The sequence below is a fragment of the Lentzea guizhouensis genome (assembly GCF_001701025.1).
GTDB classification, from domain to species: domain Bacteria; phylum Actinomycetota; class Actinomycetes; order Mycobacteriales; family Pseudonocardiaceae; genus Lentzea; species Lentzea guizhouensis.
This window is the reverse complement of the sequence record NZ_CP016793.1, coordinates 7,325,401-7,343,843: the sequence shown is the minus strand read 5'-3', so window position 1 is coordinate 7,343,843 and position 18,443 is coordinate 7,325,401. Positions and strand designations below refer to the sequence as shown.

At 70.8% G+C, this 18,443-nt stretch carries 18 protein-coding genes; 8 read left to right on the top strand and 10 right to left on the bottom strand.

What is annotated here, in order from left to right:
- Window positions 1–11 precede the first annotated feature (11 nt).
- From BBK82_RS35390 to BBK82_RS35370, 5 genes are read right to left on the bottom strand one after another with little or no spacing between them, the layout of a single operon-like run.
- Window positions 12–821: a protein phosphatase 2C domain-containing protein gene (locus BBK82_RS35390; protein WP_154697677.1), complete on the bottom strand. Its 810-nt coding sequence runs from the start codon at window positions 819–821 to the stop codon at window positions 12–14.
- Window positions 818–2,569, bottom strand: a complete 1,752-nt coding sequence (locus BBK82_RS35385) for an amino acid adenylation domain-containing protein (RefSeq protein WP_065918849.1) — start codon at window positions 2,567–2,569, stop codon at window positions 818–820. Before BBK82_RS35385 ends, BBK82_RS35390 begins: the two co-directional genes overlap by 4 nt.
- Entirely contained in the window at window positions 2,566–2,778 is a 213-nt protein-coding gene (locus BBK82_RS35380; protein ID WP_065918848.1) for an MbtH family protein, read from the bottom strand. The genes BBK82_RS35385 and BBK82_RS35380 overlap by 4 nt, the downstream gene beginning before the upstream one ends.
- A 43-nt stretch (window positions 2,779–2,821) precedes the next feature.
- Window positions 2,822–3,868: an NAD-dependent epimerase/dehydratase family protein gene (locus BBK82_RS35375; RefSeq protein WP_065918847.1), complete on the bottom strand. Its 1,047-nt coding sequence runs from the start codon at window positions 3,866–3,868 to the stop codon at window positions 2,822–2,824.
- Window positions 3,865–5,514 carry a condensation domain-containing protein gene (locus BBK82_RS35370; protein ID WP_065918846.1) on the bottom strand — a complete coding sequence of 550 codons (1,650 nt, stop codon included), beginning with the start codon at window positions 5,512–5,514 and terminating at the stop codon, window positions 3,865–3,867. The genes BBK82_RS35375 and BBK82_RS35370 overlap by 4 nt, the downstream gene beginning before the upstream one ends.
- Window positions 5,515–5,622: 108 nt before the next feature.
- On the opposite strand from BBK82_RS35370, the gene BBK82_RS35365 reads away from it, so the two are divergent.
- The 3 genes from BBK82_RS35365 (at window position 5,623) to BBK82_RS48050 (ending at window position 9,850) form a co-directional block, all read left to right on the top strand.
- The gene (locus BBK82_RS35365) at window positions 5,623–8,298 is read left to right on the top strand and encodes an AfsR/SARP family transcriptional regulator (RefSeq protein WP_170068017.1); all 2,676 of its coding nucleotides are present in this window, start codon (window positions 5,623–5,625) and stop codon (window positions 8,296–8,298) included.
- 177 nt (window positions 8,299–8,475) lie between these two features.
- Window positions 8,476–8,823 (top strand): hypothetical protein, encoded by a 348-nt coding sequence (locus tag BBK82_RS35360; RefSeq protein ID WP_065921597.1) that lies wholly within the window; start codon window positions 8,476–8,478, stop codon window positions 8,821–8,823.
- A 349-nt stretch (window positions 8,824–9,172) separates the two neighbouring features.
- Entirely contained in the window at window positions 9,173–9,850 is a 678-nt protein-coding gene (locus BBK82_RS48050) for a GntR family transcriptional regulator (RefSeq protein WP_071812739.1), read from the top strand.
- Between the two features lie 1,056 nt (window positions 9,851–10,906).
- On the opposite strand, the gene BBK82_RS35350 is transcribed toward BBK82_RS48050, so the two are convergent.
- Window positions 10,907–11,767 carry a DMT family protein gene (locus tag BBK82_RS35350; protein ID WP_065918843.1) on the bottom strand — a complete coding sequence of 287 codons (861 nt, stop codon included), beginning with the start codon at window positions 11,765–11,767 and terminating at the stop codon, window positions 10,907–10,909.
- Between the two features lie 209 nt (window positions 11,768–11,976).
- Here BBK82_RS35350 and BBK82_RS35345 point away from each other — a divergent pair, with 209 nt between their 5' ends.
- Window positions 11,977–12,549, top strand: a complete 573-nt coding sequence (locus BBK82_RS35345; protein WP_218920797.1) for a DUF3885 domain-containing protein — start codon at window positions 11,977–11,979, stop codon at window positions 12,547–12,549.
- A gap of 292 nt (window positions 12,550–12,841) precedes the next feature.
- Here the strand turns inward: BBK82_RS35345 and BBK82_RS54920 are convergent, their stop codons facing one another.
- Window positions 12,842–13,462 (bottom strand): hypothetical protein, encoded by a 621-nt coding sequence (locus BBK82_RS54920; protein ID WP_237047740.1) that lies wholly within the window; start codon window positions 13,460–13,462, stop codon window positions 12,842–12,844.
- On the opposite strand from BBK82_RS54920, the gene BBK82_RS54915 reads away from it, so the two are divergent.
- Entirely contained in the window at window positions 13,344–13,796 is a 453-nt protein-coding gene (locus BBK82_RS54915) for a hypothetical protein (protein ID WP_335618125.1), read from the top strand. The genes BBK82_RS54920 and BBK82_RS54915 overlap by 119 nt on opposite strands.
- Before the next feature lie 12 nt (window positions 13,797–13,808).
- Here BBK82_RS54915 and BBK82_RS35335 read toward each other — a convergent pair whose 3' ends face one another.
- The gene (locus BBK82_RS35335) at window positions 13,809–14,225 is read right to left on the bottom strand and encodes a DUF6892 domain-containing protein (RefSeq protein WP_065921595.1); all 417 of its coding nucleotides are present in this window, start codon (window positions 14,223–14,225) and stop codon (window positions 13,809–13,811) included.
- Window positions 14,226–14,667: 442 nt separating this feature from the next.
- Here BBK82_RS35335 and BBK82_RS35330 point away from each other — a divergent pair, with 442 nt between their 5' ends.
- Window positions 14,668–15,051 carry a YciI family protein gene (locus BBK82_RS35330; RefSeq protein ID WP_237047739.1) on the top strand — a complete coding sequence of 128 codons (384 nt, stop codon included), beginning with the start codon at window positions 14,668–14,670 and terminating at the stop codon, window positions 15,049–15,051.
- Window positions 15,052–15,180: 129 nt separating this feature from the next.
- Window positions 15,181–16,308: an RNA polymerase sigma factor gene (locus tag BBK82_RS35325; RefSeq protein ID WP_335618002.1), complete on the top strand. Its 1,128-nt coding sequence runs from the start codon at window positions 15,181–15,183 to the stop codon at window positions 16,306–16,308.
- Here the strand turns inward: BBK82_RS35325 and eno are convergent.
- A complete protein-coding gene (gene eno, locus BBK82_RS35320; RefSeq protein WP_065918842.1) occupies window positions 16,295–17,575 on the bottom strand; it encodes a phosphopyruvate hydratase in 1,281 nt (426 codons plus the stop codon). The genes BBK82_RS35325 and eno overlap by 14 nt on opposite strands.
- Before the next feature lie 107 nt (window positions 17,576–17,682).
- On the opposite strand from eno, the gene BBK82_RS55895 reads away from it, so the two are divergent.
- Window positions 17,683–17,805: a hypothetical protein gene (locus tag BBK82_RS55895; RefSeq protein WP_257785406.1), complete on the top strand. Its 123-nt coding sequence runs from the start codon at window positions 17,683–17,685 to the stop codon at window positions 17,803–17,805.
- A gap of 8 nt (window positions 17,806–17,813) precedes the next feature.
- Here BBK82_RS55895 and BBK82_RS35315 read toward each other — a convergent pair whose 3' ends face one another.
- Window positions 17,814–18,398, bottom strand: coding sequence for a hypothetical protein (locus BBK82_RS35315; protein WP_065918841.1), 585 nt, complete (start codon window positions 18,396–18,398; stop codon window positions 17,814–17,816).
- Window positions 18,399–18,443: the final 45 nt, after the last annotated feature.

The following is an 18,443-nucleotide window of genomic DNA, read 5'->3' as shown; positions in this document are numbered from 1 at the left end:
CGTCGAGGTGGCTACAGCTGGATCCGCACGACGGTCGCGTCGTCGCTGATCTTCGTGCGGCGCCGGCCGGGTTCCGGGTGGGCCCGCTCGTGCGTGCGCAGCCTGGTGATCAGCTCGTCGACGCCGTGCTCCGTCACAAGTCGATGAACGCCCGCCCAGTCGGTCAGTCCGAACAGGTCGGCGTACCGCGTGGCGCCGTCGGTCATGGCCAGCAGGCCGCGGGCCGAGTCCCTCGCCACCGCACCCGTCACCCCTTGGCGGGCCGCGTGCGGGTCCGCCGCCGCCGTCCAGTACCCGCCTGGCGCGTTGCGCAGGGCGCGGTAGCGGTCCCAGGCTTCGCGCGCCTCGCCCGACCCGGCGGGCAGGTGGCCGTAGCGGTGCAGGAACTCCTGGGCGAGCCGCTCACCGCGGTCGTCGGTGATGACGAGCAGACCCGCGGGCCGGTCCACGAGCAGCGTCACGTCGCCCAGGACGAAGTAGTCGACGGAGGTGGGCCCGCACCTCACCACCAGCAAGGTCGCTTGCGGCGTCGCCCGGTTGCCGAGGTCGCACCGCCCGCCGTCGCGCCGGTGCTCGCGAGCCGTCTCGGTGATGGCCGCGGCCACGCAGTCGCCCAGTGGCGCGCCGGGGCTGCCGGACAGCCTCCGCATGAGCGCCGAACCGAGCGTCCGGACGAACCATCCGACGCCGTGAGCGCACCCGTCGTCGTCGGCCTGCGGGGTGACGCCGTCGAGCAGAACGCACACCTCCGGTGACAGCACCACGAAGTCGTCGTTCGGCACGCCCGCGTCACCCGGTTCGGACATCACATCTGCCCTCACGGGTCGCTGCCCTCGATCGCCCTGGCGAACTCCGCCACGGTCGGGGCCTCGAACAGCACGGCGATCGGCAGGTCGACACCGAGCTCCCGCCACACCTGGTCGACGAGCTCCGGGACCAGCAGGGAGTGACCGCCCAGCGCGAAGAAGTTGTCGGTCGCGCCGACCCGGTCGACCCCGAGCAACGACGACCAGATCGACGCCACCGCGTTCTCGACCGGGCCCTGCGGCGCGGAGCCGGCGACGTCTCCCACCGCCGCCGCCGACTCCGCCACCGCCCGCCGGTCCAGCTTGCCGCTCGCCGTGACCGGCAGGGCGTCCAGCTGGACGAAGACCGCCGGCACCATGGCCTCTGGCAGCCGTTCGGCCAGGTGCGCCCGCAGGTCCTGATCCACGAGCGCAGCGCAGGACTCCGCGACCCAGCAGGCCACCAGACGCGGTCCCGCCGCCGGGGTGTCCGCGACCGCCACGGCGGCCTGGGCCACACCGGGACAGGCCTCCAGCGTGTTCTCGATCTCCCCGAGCTCGATCCGCTGGCCGCGGATCTTGACCTGCCCGTCGACGCGGCCGACGAACACGAGCAGGCCGTCGCCGTCCCGCCGGACCAGGTCGCCGGTCCGGTACATGCGCTCACCGGGCCCGCCGAAGGGGTCGGCGACGAAGCGCTCCGCGGTGAGGTCCGGCCGCCCGAGGTAGCCGTGCGCGAGTTGAACGCCCGCCAGGTACAGCTCGCCCTCGGACTCCCCCGTGACGTGGCCGAGCCGGTCGTCCAGCACGTAGGTGCGGCACCCCGGCACCGCGGTCCCGATCGGCACCACCGCGCCAGGCGGTTCGCCGGGGCAGTCGAACGCCGTGACGTCGATGGCCGCCTCGGTCGGGCCGTACAGGTTGTGCACCGGCACGTCCGTGTCCGCACGCAGGCGTTTGACCAGATCGGCGGGCAACACCTCCCCGCTGCAGAACACCCGCCGCAGCGCCGTCAGGCCGGCGAACCCGCCCCGGTCGACGAAGACCCTGAGCATCGACGGGACGAAGTGCGCGACGGTCACCCGGCTGTCGGCCATCAGCCGGGCCAGGTACCCGGGATCGCGATGCCCGCCTGGCTTGCAGACCACCACCGCGGCGCGAGCGTTGAGCGCCCACAGGTACTCCCAGATCGACACGTCGAACCCGCAGGGGGTCTTCAGCACGACCCGGTCCGTCTCCGCGAGCGGGTAGCGCTCCTGCATCCAGCTCAGGCGGTTGGCCAGTGCGCGCTGGGAGGTGATCACGCCCTTCGGTTCGCCGGTGGAGCCGGAGGTGTACAGGACGTACGCCGGGTGGTCGAGGCTCACCTCGCCCGCCTGCCGCGGTGGCTCCGCGTTCGCCTCGCCGATCTCGTCGACGTCCACGCGCGGCACGCTCGCCAGCCAGTCGGCGGCACCGGCCGCGGCCGAGGTGATGACGCACCTCGGCGCGGCGTCCCGAACCATCTGCGCCAGCCGCAGGGCCGGGTGGTCGAGGTCCAGCGGGAGGAACGCCGCGCCCGCCTTCACCACCGCGAACATCGCCACGAACTGCGCCGCCGACCGCGGCAGTGCGATGGCGACCAGGTCACCCGCGCGGATGCCGCGCCCGGCCAGGCGAGCGGCCAGCCCGTCCGCCCGGCGGTCCAGTTCCCCGTAGGACAGCTCCTCCGGCCCGTCCAGGACCGCGAGCTTGTCCGGCCACGCGGCCGCCGTCTGCTCGAACCGCTCGATCAGCACCTTCACGACGGCGCTCCGCTCGTTCGGACACCGGCGGGCCGGATGTCGGGCCAGCTCTGCGTGATGAACTCCAGCGCCACGCTCCGCCTGGTCTCCGGCAGCACCTGCCGCCAGCCCCGCGGCACGGCGGCGAACGCGGGCCACAGCGAGTGCTGGTCCTCGTCGTTCACCAGGACGACGAACTTGCCCTCGGGGTCTTCGAAGGGATTGCTCACCAGCTCACGCTCCTCGACGTGGGTGTGGGTGGGTGGCGGCGGTTCACGCCGCGTCGAAGCTGAGCTGCGGCCAGCGGTGACCGCCCGTGGTCCCGGCGGCCGGGTGGGCGTCGCGCAGGGCGGTGCGCACCAGCTCGACGTTCACGTACTCGGCCGCGGCCGGGTCGGCCCACTGACCCGCGAGCAGCCTGTCCGCGATCGACCGCACGGCGTCGACGAGGTCACGACGCGGGGTGAAGGCGAGGGTGGTGCGCATCCGGCTGAAGTTGACCCGGTAGTTGCGCAGGTCCGCGGAGTCCGTCTCGACGTGCACCTCGGTGCCGGGCACGACCCCGGCGATCATCCTGGCCAGCTCGGCGATCGGGTAGGTCTGCTCCTCCGACCCGCAGTTCCAGATCCGCATCCCGTCGACCCGGTCGAGCTCCGCCGCCCGGATCAACGCGTCCGCCGCATCGGCGATGTGCAGGAACGGGCGCCACTGCTCGCCGCCGAACACCGTGATCCTCCTGTCCCGCACGGCGTGCGCGGTCATCACGTTGACCGCGAGGTCGAAGCGCATCCGCGACGACACACCGTACAAAGTGGACAGGCGCAGGATCCGCGGGCTGAACTCGCCGTCGGCGTTGGCCAGCAGGTGGTGTTCGGAGTGGACCTTGCTCTCCGCGTAGACCGAATGCGGGTGCAACGGCGTGCCCGCCTCCACGGCGTCCTCGACGGACATGCCGTAGTTGCTGCACGTGGAAGCGAACACGAACTTCGACACACCGTGCCGCCGGCAGGCCTCTGCGAGCCGCACGGTGCCCAGGTAGTTGGTCTCCCAGGTCAGGTTCTCGTCGAGGCCGCAGGCGGGATCACCCACGATCGCGGCCAGGTGGATCACGGCGTCCACACCGTCCAGCACCGACGCCCACTCGCTCACGTCACGCAGGTCGGCGTCGAGGTGCTCGCCGTTGACGAGGGGTGCGCTCGGCCGGGCGACGAGCCCGTTGTCGATGCCGATCACCCGGTGGCCGCGCCTGTCCAACTCGGTGACCAGCACCGAACCGAGATAGCCCGACGCCCCTGTGACCAGGACGTTCAACTTCGTCATGCTGGGTGTCCTCCCTGCCCTGAAAACCGCCGGAGTTCGTCGGCGGCGATGAGAACGAGCTCGTCCGGGACGACCGCACCGGACAGACGCCGCTGCCGGCCGGCGTACCACTCCCGCAACCGGTGTTCGGGCGTTGGAACGTCGAGGCGGACCTCGGCGCGCAGCAGGCGTCGTCCTGCGTCACCGACGTGCAGGCTGAAGTCGCACGCCACGACCGCCGGGTGGCTCAGCAGAAGATCGCGCGTGGTGGCGACGTCGAGCGAGACGCCGCTGTGGTGCCCGTGCAGCAGCCCGGCGACGGCGGGCAGCGGCTCCACGGCCACGTCGGTGACCTTGTCCTGCGGCGCCTGGCAGAGATGCCGTGCCGTCGCCAGCAGATCGGCCAGCAGCCGGGCCGGTTCCCGCTGCCGCCACGCCGGGGGCCTCGCGGACAGGACCACCGCCGCACCCGTCTGTTCCTCCCAGATCGAGACGGCGAGGTCCGCGTTCGCGGCAGGCGGGTCCACCCGGACGCTGCTCTCCTCCTCGACCGGCGTCGTGCTCACCAGCGACGTGCTGAGATCGGCGCGCAGCGCCGCCGCGTGGTTGATCTCGAAGGCGGGTTTGAAGACGGCACCCGCGCGCACGCCGGGCGAGTCGAGCCAGTCCAGGAGTGCGGCCGCGTCGTGGACACCGTGGTGCTGCGCCGCGAGCACAGCGGTGTGCACCTGCCGGACCCGTTCCCCGACGGTGTCCGCGGATCCTCCGTCAACCCGCGGGTAGACGGCCTGTGCGAGCTGGGCGACGACACCGAACTCCGCGGCGCGGGTGCGGTTCGCCGTGGTGCAGCGGAAAACGAGGTCGTGCCTGCCGCACAACGCCGAGGTGAGCAACTGCGCCGCGGTCGTCCAGATGACGAACGGACTGGTCCGCAACCGGCCCGCCGCGGCCCGGACCTCTTGCTGCAGCGCGGATTCCACCACCACGCCGGCTGACCTGACGACCTCCGTCAGGCCTCGGTCGCCGCCGGAGTACGTGCACGCTCGCGGTGCCCGCAGGAGAACCTTCCGCCAGTGCGCGGTGTTCGCCTCCAGCACCGCCGCGACGCGCTCGTCGCTGAACGCGCCGGCCTGGAGCGCGGCGGGAACCTCGGTGATCACTCCGGTCAACAGCGCTTCCAGCGTGCGCACCAGGAGCTGCTGGCTCACGCCGTCGGCGAAGACGTGCGACACCGACAGCATGACCACGCGGACGCGGCCACGGACGGTGTACAGCGTGCAGTGGGAGGCTGCCTTCTCCGGATCGACGGGGTGCGGACGCAGCCGTGCGGCGACCTCCCCCGGATCGAGAGAGTCGTCGAGCTCCTCGTGGTGGTGGCCCAGGGTTCGCGCCGCGGTTGTCGCGTCCACGACCTGCTGCACCAATGTTCCGTTCGAGTCGTGTGCGAGCCTGCTGCGCAACGCTTCGTGCGCGGCGATCAAGCGATGCAGTGCCGTGTGCGCGGCATCCGCGGAACACCCGCCGGGCGGCGCGACGATGATCTCGACGACCTTGCCGGGGCGTTCCTCCACCGACCAGTTCCGGAGCACCCTGCGTTGTGCGTGGTTGAGCGCGAAGACGCGTTCTGCGGCAACGGATGTGAGCCGGTCGCCGAGGTGTTCCTCCACCTGTGCTTTCCCCCTGTAGGTGAACCCGTTCCAACGCGGCCGACTTTGGCGAAAAGCTCTAACAACCCGCTAACAAGCCACTACCCTGAGTGCCGGGGAGGAAGTGCTGTGCGGTTTGCTGTGCTCGGTCCGGTCGAGGTCTCGCGCGACGGGGAAGCTGTGCCGCCCGGCAGCGGGCGGGAGAGGTTCGTGCTCGCGACGCTGCTCCTGGCTGCTCCCGCGGCGGTGCGGGCGGAGGCGCTGATCGACGCGCTGTGGCCGGACGACCCGCCGCCGACGGCGAAGGCCCAGCTGCACAACCTCGTCAGCCGGCTGCGCGGGCGCCTCGGCGCGGAGGTGATCACCTCAGGGATCGCCGGGTACGAGCTGCGCCTCGACGGACACCGGCTGGACCTGCACGAGTTCCGCTCGCTCGCCGCCACCGGAGCGCTGGACGACGCGCTGGCGCTGTGGCGTGGGCCCGCGCTGGCGAACGTGCCTGACGAGCTGGCTGCCGGGTTGCGCCAGGCGCTGCACGACGAGCGGCTCGCGGTGATCGAGACGCGGCTGGCGGCCGAGCTCGACGCCGGCCGGAGCGAGGACGTGCTGCGCGAGTTGCGCGAGCTGATCCGCGAGCATCCGTACCGGGAAGCGTTGCGGGAACAGCACATGCGGGCGCTGCTCAAGGCGGGGCGGCGCGCGGAGGCGTTGGAGGTGTACCGCCGGACGCACCGGGTGTTCGCCGACGAGCTCGGCATCAAGCCCGGAGAAGGCCTGCGGCGCCTGGAACAGCAGGCCTTGCACGGGATGGCGGTGCGCCCGCGGCAACTGCCCGCGCACGTCGTCCCGCTGGCCGGGCGGGACGAACTGGTGCAGGAGATCAGCGCGGCGCACGGTGTCGTCCTGCTCCTCGGACCTGGCGGCGTGGGCAAGTCCGTGCTGGCGCTCACGGTCGCGCACCGGATGGCGGCCGAGTTCCCCGACGGGCAGCTGTACGCGGACCTGCGAGCCACTCCCACGGCGCACGAGGTGCTCGGCAGGTTCCTGCGAGCGCTCGGGGCCGAGCCGCCCGCGGACAGTGCGGAGCGGGTCGCCCTCTACCGCAGCCATCTCGCCGACCGCCGGGTGCTCGTGGTGCTCGACGACGCCCGTGACGAGGAACAGGTCCGCCCGTTGCTGAACGCGACGACGCTGATCACCTCACGGCATCGGCTCGGCGGGTTGCTGGGCGTGCGGCGCTGGACGTTGCCGCTGTTGTCACCCGCGTCGTCGGTCGAGCTGATGACGAGCGTCATCGGCGCTGAACGCGTTGCGGCGGAACGAGAAGCGGCCGCCGCGATCGCAGAGCTGTGCGGGCATCTGCCGCTCGCGCTGTCCGTGGCGGCGGGCAGGCTCGCGATCGAGGAGACGTGGCGGCTCGAAGACCTGCGGGTCAGGCTCACCGACGAACGCCTGCGGCTCAGCGCCCTGCGCGTCGGCGACGTGGACGTGCGGGCGAGCATCGAGCTGAGCTGTGAGGCGCTCGATCCGCCCGCGCGCAAGCTCTTCCACACCCTGGGCAACCTCAGCGGGCCCGACTGGCCCGCCTGGGTCGCCACACCGGCGGTCGACGTGCTCGTGGACGCGCACCTGGTGAACCGCCTCGGCCGGGACGCCGCCGGCCAGGAGCGGTTCCGCATGCATGAGCTCGTGCTGGCATTCGCACGGGAGCGGGAGGAAGACGTGCGCGCGATCCTGGCGGGGTGGCTCGCCCTCGTGTCGGAGGCGGACGCGCAGCTCGATCACGACCTGCCGCGACCGTCTCCGCTGCCCGCGGTGGTACCGACCACCGCGGCCCGGCGCCACCCGCTCGAGTGGTTCGACGTGGAGTGGCCGAACCTGCTGGCGGCAGTCGCGCAGGCGAACGATCTCGGACTCGGTGACCTGGCCACCGAACTGCTGGTGCGCATGGCCGGCTACTGGTGGTTGCGCTCGCTCGGCGACGAGCTGGAACACCTCATGCCAACCCACGACGACATCCGGCTCATCGACGTGCTCTTCGAGATCCGGTTGCAGCGCAACGACTACGCCAGTCTGCCCGCCCTCGCTGACCGGCTGCTGGCCGCCGCGAGCACCCCGGAGTGGGAGGTGCGGGCGCTGCGCAGGCGCGGCCAGGCGTCGATGCGCCACGGCCTGCTGCACGAGGCGGCCACCTGGCACACCCGTGCGGTGGCCGCCGCCCGCACCGGCTGCCCCAGCCTGGTGCAGACGTGCCTGGACAGCCTCGCTTGGACACTCACCGAGGCAGGGGAACCAGAACGCGCGGTGACGCTGTTCGACGACTCGGCCACCGGCGCACTCGCCCACTACCACCACGGCATCGCGCTCACCCACCTCGGCCGGATCGACGACGCGGACCGCGCCTTCACCAAGGCGCGCAAGATCGCCGACGAGGGCGGCGAGACTGCCGGACTCGCCTACCTCGACCAGGCGTGGGCGGACGCCGACATCCGTGCGGGCCGCTACGTCCAGGCGGCGTTCCGCCTCGACGCCGCTCTCGCCGAGCACGAGCGCAACTCGTGCACCGACGGCATGGGCGAGGTCCTGCGCAGCCAGGCTGACCTGGCCATCGTGACGGGCCGCGAGGCGGACGCGATCCGGTACCTGCGGCGCGCTCTGGCCACCTGGCGTTCCATCGGCGACGACCTGCAGATCGCCCGCGTCCTCGCACGGCTTCACCACCTCGGCGCGGCGGGCGACGAGCACCAGGCGGTTCTGGCTCGGCTGGGCTTGCCGGAGTCCTGTCTGCGCATGCCTCCGGTGTGACCGCCGATCGTCCTCTGTGGGCCAGGCTCAGACACACAGATCGCTCCACAGTCCTCGCTGGACGGTGTAGCTCGTCCTGAGCCGGGCACGTCTGGAGGCCGCGCGGTTGCTGGACCGGCTGGCGCGCGGGTCTGTCCCTTCGCACCCGTGCTGAACGGAGCCGACTACTGTGGCCGCATGGGCGTCTCCCTCTACTACACGGCTCGTCGCGCGACTCCGCTGACCGACGCCGAGCTCACGGCGGTCGGCCAGGTCGTCGACACCTACAACGCGAACGCGCCGTTCTCGTCGGAGGAGGAGGGCCTGTACCTCTACGACCGGCTGGAGCCGGGAACGGTGCTCGACGGGTCGACGAAGCTGCCCGGTGCGGACGACCGGGCGGTTCCGTCGCTGGTGCACTGGCTGGCCGCGGTCACCGCGCTGCGCAGTGCGGTGCCGGTCGCGGACTGGACCTTCACGCTCGACGACTACGAGATCGAGTGGGACGGCCACACCGGGTACCACCTGCCCGGCCTCGCCGATTGATGCCCGAGGGGCGGTTCGGTGGTCGTCCGCGCCGCTGGACACCTCAGTCGCACGGTTTCACTTCGCCCTACCGCACGTCTTTCTGTTCCCTGCGGCAATGGCGAACACCGTGATTGCGATCTTGCGGACGAACACAGCTCCCACGTACCGCGCTGCTGCCACATCAGGCGTTGCCAGCGCACGGGAACATGGGTGAGACCGGACGAGGTTCGGCCAGTCCGTGCAGCTCGGCCCAGAGTGCGGTGGTGTCGGTGACCGAGTTCGCGCTCCTGGACAAACCGGCGTCCCCGGGCAGGACCAGGGCTGTACGCGATGCGTTATAACCTATGAGGAGGCGGCAGGAGGCCACATGACGCAGCCGACGGTGCCCTACTCGACCAAGAGCGACTTCGCGTACGACCGCGTGCGCGAGCTCATCCTGTCCGGCGACCTCGAGCCTGGTGCCGTCATCAACCAGGCGTTGCTCGCGAAACAGATCGGCATCAGCACCACTCCCCTGCGCGAGGCCCTGCGCCGGCTGCGGCAGCAGGGCTTGGTCGAGCTCGACGCCCACCGCGACGCACGGGTGACCTCGCTCAACGCCGAGGAGGCGCGTGACCTGCTGGAGGTGCGCCGATCGCTGGACCCGATGGCCGCCTCACTGGCCGCGGAACGGCGCACGAAGCAGGACATCGCCGAGATCCGAGCCAGCCTGGAAGGCCTTGAACCACTGGCTGGCAACGCCACCCTGGCGCAGCTCATCGCACATCGGCGGTTTCACACCGCGATCTACCGCGCCTCGCACAACACGATGCTCATCGAGATGCTCGACGGACTGTGGGACACCGGTGACCGCTATCGCCGACACGGCCTGAAAGTCGAGCCGAGCGAAGAAGAACGCGCTTTGAAGGCCCACGAGCACACCCTGCTGTTCCAGGCGATCGTCGAGGGCGACGCCGAGACCGCCGCGGACGTGATGCGCGCACACATCCGCACCAGTCTGGGTGCGAAGTCGGCCTGGCGACTTTCCCAGCCGGATTCTCCCTGACGGGCAGGCCACTGTGTCACCCGCCCGATCGGACGCGCTCGTCGACTTCGAGGCCCGGTCACGACCGCGTCGTGCCCGGCGTACTCGGCCGCACTGCCGGACACCGTGACCGCGAAGAACCCGTCGTCGAGGCCGCCCAGCTCCAGCCCCGCCCAGTCGCCGCACTCGGCGAAACAGGCCGGCAGCACCTCTCGCCCGGTGAGCGGATCCCACAGCACCAGCGGCCCGGACCGCCCGGATCGGCCGACGAGCAGCAGCGGCCGACCGTTCACCACCGCGGAGCTGATCCCCCGGACGTCGTCGAAGGGCGGGACCGTCGGCAGCTCGACGCCGACGGTCACGTCTCGCAGCGAGACGCCGGTGTCGGCGTGGGAGTCGAGGAACGCGACGAGCAGCCGGCCCTCGTGTTCGACAGCCGACAGCCGGTGGACGCTCATGCAGAAGTCGCAGGGCAGCGGGTGCCCGAACGGTTCGCCGGTCAGCACGTCGTGCAGCCGCAGCGAGTCGGCCGACTCCTCCGCCACCAGCAGCAGGCGGTCCTGGAACGTCACCAGGTACCGGCCGCGGATGCGGGCGTGGCGGCTGACCAGCGCACCGGTTTCCACGTACCGGATCGCCATGCCCGCACCCGTCGTGACCACCACCGGCCGGCCGTCGGCCATGCCGAGTGTCAGCGACCTGGTCTGCTGCTCCTCCCGGATCGGCACGCCGACCGGCGAGCCCGTGACCGCGTCGCGCACGACGACCGTGTCGCGACGCGGGCCCAGCGTCGCCAGCAGACGGCCGGCGCCGAGCGCCAGGACCTCGTGCCGCTCGGAGCGCAGCAGCGAGCGGTCCGGCAACAGCGTGCCGGTGTCCAGGTCGACCGCTCTGACCAAACCGCCGTCGCCGCTCGAGGCCGGCAGCACCAGCACCGCACGTCCCTCGACCGTCACCACCGCGGCGCCGGGTGTCCGGTCGATCGGGCCTAGGCCCAGCCGGACTCCGTCGAGGGTGGTGTCAGGGTGCCTACGGGTGGTCAGGGATGCGGTGCCCCGGAGGATCCGGTTCGACGCTTCACGCCCGCATGCCCGCCGGCGTCGCCGTGCGGTCTTTTTCCCGGGTGTCGGCCGCGTAGTGGGCGACCGCGACCGCTCCAGCGATCGCGAGGACGAACCCGATGGTCGCGGCGGTCACGTAACCGTCGCGGACGCGGTCGTCGAGGTAGACCAGCCCGACGAAAGACGAAAGCGCCGTGTTGGTCGTGAACATGATCGCGCTGACCCCGGTCGGGCCGCCCTTCTGCAGCGCCATCGCGAACAGCACCGCCGCGGTGAGTCCGTTGAGGACGATGGCCCAGGCCGCCGGTTCCAGGACGAGGCGCCACGCGGTGTCCGGGAGGTGGAGGGTGCGCGCCGAGATGCCGACGACGCTGTAGGCGACACCGGAGCCGGCTGCCAGTGCCACCGTGGCCCAGACGTGGTGGTGGCGCCGGGCGTAGACGGCGATCGCCGCCACCGGAACCGCCATGCCCACGAGGATCCACCGCCAGTGCGGCGGCAGGGCCTGTGCGCGGCCCGGCTCCGCGGACACGCCCAGCAGGACCAGGCCGGTCGCGCCGACGAACAGCGCGCCCCATCCCGGCGCCCGCAGGCGGTGGCCCAGGAAGGCGCTGATGGTGGCAGTCACACCGATGCTGAACGCGAGCATCGACTGGACGAGGAACAACGGCAGCCGGTGCAGGGCCGCGGAGGCGAAGCCGAACCCCAGCAGGTTCACCCCGAGACCGAGGAAGTACAGCCACTGACGCCGCAGAGCGATGAGGTCGAGAGACCTGCCGCCGTACGCACCCGCACGCCGGACACCCATGGACTCCAGGATCGAACCACTGCCTGACGCCAGAGTCGCCAGCACGGCGAAGAGGTAACCCAGAGCCATTCGTCCATTGTGTCAGGCGGTGCCCGGGGTGCTCCCGAGGTCCCCGTCGAGTTGTCGGCCGAGGTCACGCCCGCGAGAACAAGGCTGCCCGGATGTCGGCCAGAGCGCTCGTCGTCACAATGAGCTTTTCGAGGAACCGGGAGTTCAGTGGAACACCTGAACCGCTCAGAACTGGTGAGTCAGCGGCGGCGGCCGGTTAACGTGTCCCGGTGCCCGACGAGGAACTGATGCGCCGGTGGGAAGAACGCTGGCCGGACTGCCCGCCCATCGGCCACGAGCTGCGCTTCCACGAGGACCGGTGGGTGCGTTTCCACAGCCTGCCGGAGTCCAAGCGCTACCCCGACACCGAGGACGAGTGGGCGATCGTGCTGGGCCGGTACAACACGGTCCTCGACGAGCTGTTCGCGGGGCTGGACGTCCACGTCGCCACGATGGACTGGTCCGGCACCCCGGTGCCGCCCGAGCGCCCGCACGAACAGACGCGGTGGCATCCAGGAGCCCATCACTGGACCTCGGTCCTCACGGACCCGGAACCCGGCGATCCGGTCTACACGCACGTGTACGTCAGCCGGATGCCGTGGGAACGCGGCTGCATCGACACACTGCTGCGTGCCGTCGCCGACGACGCCACCGCGGGGGTGCTGATCACCGACGTCGGCCTGCGACGGATCCACCACCCGTACGACGGCGGGGCCGACGTCATCCTCGCCACCAGCGCCGAACGGGACCGGCTTCGCGCGCGGCACAGCGACTGGCTGTCCGCGCACCCGGCGGGGTTGTAGAACTGCAACGGAGTGCACGAAGCTCGGCGAGACTTCGAGCTGATCGGTGCGCGGAGCAGGAAGGGTTTCCATGGGGATCTCACTCGACGCAGCCGACGTCCTTCCGCAGGACGCGGCGGACGCCGCCCTTGTCGCGAGGGTCTTCGACCCGTCAGCGGGCGGCCCTTCGGTCGTGACGATCCGCGGCGACGAGGTAGTTGACCTGTCGCCGCTGGCACCGACCGTTTCGGCGCTGCTCGAACGGCCCGACGCGCTGGAGGTCGTCAAGAACCACCCGGGCGGCACGTCGTGGTCACTTGCGGAGGTCCTGGCCGCCACGACGGACCGGACGGGTGCCGGCCCCCGGTTTCTGGCGCCGGTCGACCTGCAGGTGCTCAAGGCCGCCGGTGTGACGTTCGTCCGCAGCATGCTCGAACGGGTCATCGAGGAGCGTGCCGACGGGGATCCCACGCGGGCCGAGGAAGTGCGGCAGAAGGTCGGGGCGGTCGTCCAGGGGCACATCTCCCACCTGAGGCCGGGGTCCGCGGAGGCCGCGGAGGTGAAGAGGGTGCTGCAGGCCGAAGGGCTGTGGTCGCAGTACCTGGAGGTCGGGATCGGCCCGGACCCGGAGATCTTCACCAAGGCGCCGGTGCTGTCGGCGGTGGGGCTGGGGGCCGACGTCGGCGTTCTGGCCCGCTCCGCGTGGAACAACCCCGAGCCCGAGCTCGTCCTGGTGGTGGACTCGCGCGGGAACCCGGGTCGGCGCGACGCTCGGCAACGACGTCAACCTGCGCGACTTCGAGGGGCGCAGTGCGCTGCTGCTCACCGAGGCGAAGGACAACAACGCTTCCTGCGCCATCGGGCCGTTCCTGCGGCTGTTCGACGACGGGTTCACCCTGGCGGACGCCAAGGCCACCGAGATCGCCTTGGACATCACCGGCACCGACGGGTTCGAGCTGCACGGCGTGAACCCGGTCTCCGAGATCAGCCGGGAGCTCGAGGACCTCGTGTCGCACGCCTTCGGTGCCCACCACCGCTATCCCGACGGCTTCGTGCTGTTCACCGGCACGATGTTCGCCCCGACCGAGGACCGGGACCAGCCCGGCGAGGGGTTCACCCACAAGGTCGGGGACGTCGTTCGGATCTCCTCGCCCCGGTTGGGCGCGTTGACGAACGTCGTGAACACGGCCGAGGACGCGGAGGACTGGACGTTCGGCATCAGCGCGCTGATGAACAACCTCGCAAGCCGCGGTCTGCTGACGCGGTGACGACTTCGTGATTCAGAGCCAGTCCGCCTCGATGCCGCGAGCACGGAGAGTCTCCAGCGCGTTCTCGTTGCCCGTGTAGAACAGCGTCATCGACTTCAGGTTGGGAAAATGCCGCGCGTCGGCGAACTCGTCGACGTCGAACAGGCCGTCCTCGCCGTCCCAGTTCGGCGCGATCTCGAGGTAGATCTCGTTGCCGCCGTCCATGTAGATCTCGGTGATCTTCTCCGCGAGCTCGCCGGGGATCTCCAGCGCCGCGAAGTACGCCAGGGCCTCCGGCACCGCCGCGAAGCTCCCGTCGTCGTAGGTGAAGCCCTGCTCGGCGGCGTACTCGCGCAGGGTGAACCTCGGCAGGAGGTTCTGGTTGTACATCAGCTCCTGGACGACGGCGAGCTTGAAGTTGGTGTCGGTGAACGGGATCGGCTGGCTCATGGGCCGAACCGTATACGCCGTGGTGACACCGCCGTCCGGGAAGTCGTCGTGCCCGGTGCCGGAGGCGGTGGAGGGAGGCTGGATGATGCCCGGCATGACGGGTGTCGACCTCTTCGGTGCGAGCCGCGAACGGTACCTCGGGCCGTTCGGCGGTGACGGGTCTTCTGCGTCGGCAACGCCGACGGGTGCGACCACTACTCCGAGGACGGTGCCGTCCGGATTCCGTGGAAGGGCAAGCCGCGGCCTGAGGACGTGACACCTTCAAGAAGGACGGCAAAGCGCTGTTCGAGTCCAAAGGCTTCGCCAACCTGGACATCAACCACTCGTGGACAGTTCTTCCCGGCGGGATGTAGACGTGACGCGCCCGGCTCCGACGTCTCAGGCGAGGACGGGCCGACCGGTTGCGTCCAGGACGAAGACCAAGGGGCCGATGGTGAAGTACGTGATCTTGATCCACTCCAACCCGCAGCCGTGGGGGCACCCGACGCCCGACTACCTGCCCGAGTACCAGAACATGCCGAAGGAGCAGCTGGAGCGGTTGAACGCCGAGTTCGAAACGCTGCTCGGGGAGCTGCAGGAGAAGGGCGAGCTGCTCGGGGGTGAGGCGCTGGGAGCGCCCGAGTCGTCGCGGCTCTACCGGTGGAGCGACGGGAAGCCGCTGGTCAGCGACGGCCCGTACTCGGAGGCCAAGGAGCACCTGGCCGGGTTCTTCCTCATCGACGTGGACAGCCAGGCGCGTGCGGAGGAGATCGCGGCGCAGTTCGCGGGTCCGGGCGAGACGGTCGAGTTGCGGCCCGCGATGTGGCCGGGCGGTTCCGACCAGTGACCGCGCGGGTGGTGGAGGACGTGTGGCGGCGCGAGGCATCGCACGTCCTCGCCGCCCTGCTGCACCGGTACGGCGACCTGGGCGACTGCGAGGACGCGGCGCAGGAGGCGGCCGAGGCGGCGGCGCGCAGTGGGAACGCGACGGCGTGCCCGGCAACCCCGCGGCTGGCTGATCCGGGTCGCGTCGCGGCGGCTGATCGACCAGGTGCGGGCCGACGGCGCGCGGGCCGGGCGGGAGAACGCCCTCAGCGCCGCACTGCCCGCCGACGCCCACCTCGCTCCGGACGCCGACCGGTCACCTCACGACGAAGGCGACGACACCCTGCGGCTGTTGCTGCTGTGCTGCCACCCGAGTCTGAGCCGGTCCTCGCAGGTCGCGTTGACGCTGCACGCCGTCGGCGGACTGAGCACCGCGCAGATCGCCGCCGCGTACCTGGTGCCCGAGCGCACGATGACGCAACGCCTCACCAGGGCGCGGTCGACGTTGCGGGCGGCGGGTGCGGTGTTCGAGCTGCCGGCGCCGGGCGACCTGCCCGCGCGCGTCGCCGCCGTGCTCGACGTGTGCCACCTCATGTTCACCGAGGGACACACCCGTTCCACCGGTGACGCGCTCGTCGACTCCCCGCTGGCAGAGGAGGCCGTCCGGCTCACCCGGCAGCTGCACGCGGTCGTCCCCGACCACGACGAGGTCGCCGGTGCGCTGGCGTTGATGCTGCTCACGCACGCGCGCGCGACCGCCAGGACCGAGAACGGCAACCTCGTGCCGCTGGCCGAGCAGGACCGGTCCCGGTGGGACCGCACGCGGATCGCGGAGGGCGTGCGGATCCTGGAACGGGTGCTGCCGCGCGGGCACGTCGGCAGGTTCCAGCTGCAGGCCGCGATCGCCGCCGTGCACGCCGAGGCCGAGAGCTGGGACGGGACCGACTGGCGGCAGATCTCGCTGCTCTACGCCATGCTCGCGCGAGTGGCGCCGAGTCCTGTCGTGACACTCAACCAGGCGGTCGCGCTCGGGATGGCGTTCGGTCCCGAGCACGGCCTGGCCCTCGTCGGCCCGTTGCTCGACGATCCCGCGATGCGACGCCACCACCGAACGCACGCCGTACGCGCGCATCTGCTGGAGATGACCGGCGACCTGCCGGGTGCGCTCGACAGTTATCGCCAGGCGGCCCGGCTCACGGCGAGCCAGCCCGAGCAGCGCTACCTCAACGCCCGGATCCGCCGCCTGGACCCGCCCGGCGGGTCGGTCAGCCCCGGCTGAGCGACGTGCGGCCCGCGTACCGGGCCTGGGCGCCCAGTTCCTCCTCGATCCGGATCAGCTGGTTGTACTTCGCCGTGCGGTCCGACCGCGACAACGAACCGGTCTTGATCTGGCCGCAGTTGATCGCCACGGCGAGGTCGGCGATCGTCGTGTCCTCGGTCTCGCCCGAGCGGTGCGACATCACGACCGAGTAGCCGGCCTTGAAGGCCCGCTCCGTCGTCGTGAGCGTCTCGGTCAGCGTGCCGATCTGGTTCACCTTCACCAGGATCGAGTTCGCGATCCCCTGCTCGATGCCCGCGGCCAGCAGGTCGACGTTGGTGCAGAACACGTCGTCACCGACCAGCTGGACCCGGTCGCCGATGGTCGAGGTGACCAGCTTCCAGCCGTCGAGGTCGTCCTGCGCCATCGCGTCCTCGATGGACACGACCGGGAACTTGGCCACGAGCTCGGCCAGGTACGCGACGTGCTCCTCGACCGACCGCTTCCGCCCCTCGCCGCGGTAGTCGTACACGCCGTCGTGGAAGAACTCCGACGCCGCCGGGTCCAGCAGCAGCGCGACGTCCTCCCCCGGCCGGTAGCCGGCCTTCTCGATCGCGCCGACCACGAACTCCAGCGCCTCGTCCGCCGTCGCGAGGTCCGGCGCGAAGCCGCCCTCGTCACCGACGTTCGTGTTGTGCCCGGCTTTCTTGAGCTGGCCGCGCAACGTGTGGAACACCTCGGACCCGACCTGCACGGCGTCCGCGAACGTGGCCGCACCGACCGGAGCGATCATGAACTCCTGGAAGTCGATCGCGTTGTCCGCGTGCGCGCCACCGTTGATGATGTTCATCATCGGCATCGGCAACCGGTGCGCGAACACACCACCGACGTACCGGTACAGCGGCTGCCCGTGCGCCTGCGCCGCGGCCTTCGCCACGGCGAGCGACACCCCGAGCGTCGCGTTGGCGCCGAGCCGCCCCTTGTTCGCCGTGCCGTCGAGCTCGATCATCACGCGGTCGATCTCGGACTGCGCCTCCGCGTCCATGCCGACGACCGCCGCGGCGATCTCGCCGTTCACCGCACCGACAGCAGCGCGGACCCCCTTGCCGTGGAACGCCTTCGGGTCCCCGTCCCGCAGCTCCACGGCCTCGTTCGTGCCGGTGGACGCCCCGGACGGCACCGCAGCCCGCCCCAGCGACCCGTCTTCGAGCACCACGTCGACCTCGACGGTCGGGTTCCCGCGGCTGTCCAGCACCTGTCGGCCCGCGATACGAACAACGGCAGTCATGCATCTCCCCCAGATCTGAGCACTGAATCGAATCAGCCCATCACGTCGATCTTGCCACAGGCCGGGGAACCGCCGCTGCGACCATCGGGCACGCCGTGGTGTGGAACGTGATGGCCGCTTCGGTGCTCGCTTCGAGTCCGGGCCACCGGGTGCCGTTCGCGGTCGCCGGTGCGGTCTTTCCCGTGGCGGCGGTGCTGTGCCTGGTCTCCGTCAAGAACTTCCGAGGCTGACCGGCTGCTCAGGCCTGTGCGATCGACTGGAGGAAGGGCAGCGTCGAGAGCCGGTCCGGGCCGTAGAGGAAGCTCGACAGCAGGACGGCCAGCCAGGGAACCTGGGGGCCGGCCAGTTGCAGCGGCTCCGCTTCGTCGAATATCAGGTAGCAGACGCCGTTGAGCATGTCGGCGTTGAAGTCCACGACGTGCGGGTATGCGAATCGCAGCCACCTGCCGTGCACGAAGCACATGGTGCAGTAGTTCGTCACGACAACGCGCGCCAGGCAGTGCTCTCGCCATTGGGGTACGGCTTGGTTCTGCGCACGTTGTCTGGCTCGGTTGTTGGACACCGCGTTGGCCGCCAGGCCTGCTGCGACGAACAGCGGCGACCCGAAGAAAAAACCATCGGACCGCTGGTAGGTGACGTCCATGCCGTAGAAGCGGGCATAACCGAGCGAGAGGTCGCAGTACGCCGCCTCGCCGGACGCGAGCAACAACGACGTGGGGACCTCGCCTGGTACACCGCCCGCCACGAGGTGCCGGTACAGGTGGACCGCCGCGTTCCAGGACGCCGTCCACTCGGGGTTCGCCGGCAACGGCGCCATGGTCATCGGTTTTACCTCACTGCTCACGGACGACTTCGCTGAGCGTGGACA

Bases quoted from the DNA above. Each gene is read 5' to 3' on its own strand.
- BBK82_RS35350 (WP_065918843.1), bottom strand. From the start codon at position 11,767: ATGGCTCTGGGTTACCTCTTCGCCGTGCTGGCGACTCTGGCGTCAGGC.
- BBK82_RS48050 (WP_071812739.1), top strand. From the start codon at position 9,173: ATGACGCAGCCGACGGTGCCCTACTCGACCAAGAGCGACTTCGCGTAC.
- eno (WP_065918842.1), bottom strand. From the start codon at position 17,575: ATGACTGCCGTTGTTCGTATCGCGGGCCGACAGGTGCTGGACAGCCGC.
- BBK82_RS35315 (WP_065918841.1), bottom strand. From the start codon at position 18,398: ATGACCATGGCGCCGTTGCCGGCGAACCCCGAGTGGACGGCGTCCTGG.
- BBK82_RS35360 (WP_065921597.1), top strand. From the start codon at position 8,476: ATGGGCGTCTCCCTCTACTACACGGCTCGTCGCGCGACTCCGCTGACC.
- BBK82_RS54920 (WP_237047740.1), bottom strand. From the start codon at position 13,462: ATGTCCAAGGCGATCTCGGTGGCCTTGGCGTCCGCCAGGGTGAACCCG.
- BBK82_RS35335 (WP_065921595.1), bottom strand. From the start codon at position 14,225: ATGAGCCAGCCGATCCCGTTCACCGACACCAACTTCAAGCTCGCCGTC.
- BBK82_RS35375 (WP_065918847.1), bottom strand. From the start codon at position 3,868: ATGACGAAGTTGAACGTCCTGGTCACAGGGGCGTCGGGCTATCTCGGT.